Source organism: Mycobacterium alsense (genome assembly GCF_002086635.1).
In the GTDB taxonomy this organism is placed as follows: Bacteria; Actinomycetota; Actinomycetes; order Mycobacteriales; family Mycobacteriaceae; genus Mycobacterium; species Mycobacterium alsense.
This window is the reverse complement of sequence record NZ_MVHD01000112.1, coordinates 1-3,001: the sequence shown is the minus strand read 5'-3', so window position 1 is coordinate 3,001 and position 3,001 is coordinate 1. Positions and strand designations below refer to the sequence as shown.

Sequence of the window (3,001 nt, the reverse complement as noted above, 5' to 3'; positions counted from 1 at the left end):
GCTCCGCGAGTGTCTCCTCACCGGCACATCCGATGACGTCATCGAGCAGGTCGCCGACTGGCGTGATCACGGCCTGCAGTATGCGGTGATCTTCAACGTCAGCGGCGTGCAGCCCAGCCTGCGCCACGGCCTGGCCGCGACCCTCCCCCTGACCAGAATCCTTCGCGGACTACGCAAGCTATGAACCAGGCCGCCAATCGGGTTCACCCGCTACAAGCCGAACAGCCACGGGCCGCACACCGGCTCCACTAGAACAGGGCAGGAGAACGTACATGACTTATCACGCGGTCGCACCACGGTACGACTTCGTGGTTTGCGGATCCGGTTCATCGGGGTCGGTCGTCGCCGGCCGGCTGGCCGAAAACCCCCGATGTCGGCGTTCTGTTGCTGGAGGCGGGCGGCACTGACGATGTGCCTTCCGTCCAAGACCCCTCCCAATGGACGCTCAACTTGGGCAGCGAGCGTGACTGGAATTTCCTCTCCCAGCCGTCAGCTCATCTCAATGGCAGATCGATTTCACTTTCCATGGGAAAGGTGCTCGGTGGGGGATCGAGCGTCAATGTGATGGTGTGGGCGCGGGGACATCGGAGCGACTGGAACTACTTTGCGGCCGAGGCCGGTGACGAATCCTGGGGTTATCAATCGGTTCTCGACATCTACCGCCGGGTCGAAGACTGGCACGGGCCGTGCGACCCAAAATACCGCGGTGTCGGCGGCCCGATGTTCGTGGCACCTCCACCCGATCCCAACCCGCTCGCCCTGGCCATCGCTGAGGCCGCGCGCTCGATCGGGATTCCCAGCTACGAAAGCAATAACGGGCAGATGATGGATGGTGATGGCGGCGTATCGATCCTCGACCTAACCATGCGGCATGGATCCCGGCAATCGGTGTTTCGTTCCTACGTCCACCCGCACCAGTTCCGGTCGAACCTCACGGTTCTCACCGGCGCGACGGTGACTCGGCTTGTCTTCGATAAGAACCGGATCGTGGAGGTGGAGTTCTCGCATGGCGGAAAGACCCACAGCGTTGCCGCGGCGCACGAGGTGGTCGTCTCGCTAGGCGCGGTGAACACCCCTAAGGTACTCATGCAGTCGGGCATCGGTGATGCTGGCGAATTGCGGCGCTTGGGGATTCCCGTTGTGGCAAATCTGGCCGGGGTGGGGCGAAACTATCAAAATCATCCGCGCATCGACTGCGTTTGGGCGTGGCGCGATCCGCTCGAGCCTCGCAACAACGGCGCAGAGGTCACGGTATTCTGGAAGAGCGAACCGGGCCTGGAAGCACCTGACCTGCAAATCTGCGTTGGCGAGTTTCCGTTGTGCAGCAAGGAAAATGCTCAGGCGTACGACGTACCCGAGCAAGGCTGGACGATGTGCGCCGGGGTGCTGCGGCCCAAGAGTCGCGGCAGGATCTGGCTTACCGGCCGCAATCCGGGCGACCCCGTGGCGGTCGAGGGAAACATGCTGGCGGACCCCGACGACGTCGAGGTTGCGCTTACCTGCGTTGACTTATGCCGCCAAATCGGAAATTCCCCATCTCTGCGACGCTTCACAGAGCGCGAAGTGATGCCGGGTGATCTCTCACGTCGTGGCCTCGTTCGCTTCGTCCGTAACGCGGCAGAAAGCTACTTCCACCCCTGCGGCACCGCGAAAATGGGGCGTGACGACCTGTCAGTCGTCGACGGAAGCCTCAAAGTCTATGGGATCGAGGGACTTCGCATCGCCGATGCCTCGATCATGCCGCGGATCACCAGCGGAAACACGATGGCCCCCTGCGTAGTCATCGGTGAGCGCGCCGGCGACCTTCTCAAAGCGGATTACGGGTTATGACCGCCTCGGCCGGTAGCTCGCTCTCTATGCACACTGGGCCGCTGAGCCCTGCCAAGGAGATGGTGATGTCTGAACTTGGTGTGACCGCGGTGCTTCCGGGGCAACGATCGGTGAGCTATTGTCCGCCCGAGTGCACCGACCGAGGGTTCGGCATGATGGTGTCGTTCTTGATCGTCCCCGCGGCCACCATCGGCATCCAAACACGAGCGCTTAGTCGTGTTTAGGGTCGGTCTGATCGAGCAACCGCTGCACACCCGCTACTCACCGACTGCGTTGGTGTGCGCAAGCTATCTCACAGCAATTGGAAAATGGGTGGACTCGTTTTGGCTGCCTGACCATCTCAGCTCACTGTTTCCGCAATCGGTGGCGATTGCGCCGTATGCCGGGACCGCACGGCTGACGCCTGAAATCGACGCGTATTACCAAGCGTGGACGGCATTGGGGTATCTGGCCACCCGAAATGCGCTGGGAAGGCATCGGGTTGGGATCGGGGTATCCGACGTGGCCCGTCGCAATCCCGCTGTCACCGCCCGGGCGGCCGCCACGCTGCACCTGCTCACCCGGGGGCGCGCCATCCTCGGAATCGGAACGGGTGCGCGCGCATACAACGAGCCCTACGGAGTGGAGTGGTCAATGCCGGTGGCGCGATTCGAAGAGGCCCTGGCCACCATTCGCGCGCTGTGGGACTCCGGCGGCGAACTGGTCAACCGCGATTCGCAATTCTTCCCGCTGCGCAATGCCGTGTTCGACCTCCCGCCCTACCGCGGCGGGTGGCCGGAGATTTGGATCGCCTCCCACGGGCCGCGCATGTTGCGGGCCACCGGCCGCTACGCCGACGCGTGGTTTCCCGCCGCCATGGCGATGCGGCCCGCGGACTACGCCGCCGGCCTGCAAAAAGTCCGGGCTGCGGCCTCCGACGCCGGCCGCGACCCCATGTCCATCACCGCCGCGGCCCTTTTTTTCGTCATGACCGGTGGCAGCCGCCAGCTCGACCTACCCGCACAGCTAGGGGTCCGCAGCGGCGCGAGTCATCCGACACCGCTCCGCGAGTGTCTCCTCACCGGCACATCCGATGACGTCATCGAGCAGGTCGCCGACTGGCGTGATCACGGCCTGCAGTATGCGGTGATCTTCAACGTCAGCGGCGTGCAGCCCAGCCTGCGCCACGGCC

Annotated in this window: 1 protein-coding gene and 2 pseudogenes; all 3 read left to right on the top strand. The window is 63.8% G+C overall.

The window, feature by feature from the left end:
- Positions 1 to 184: pseudogene (locus BST11_RS27785) on the top strand (LLM class flavin-dependent oxidoreductase); the annotation flags it as partial.
- A gap of 88 nt (positions 185 to 272) precedes the next feature.
- A pseudogene (locus BST11_RS26650) lies at positions 273 to 1,830 on the top strand (GMC family oxidoreductase).
- 216 nt (positions 1,831 to 2,046) lie between these two features.
- The coding region (locus tag BST11_RS26645; protein WP_142276609.1) for an LLM class flavin-dependent oxidoreductase at positions 2,047 to 3,001 on the top strand (955 nt) is incomplete at its 3' end.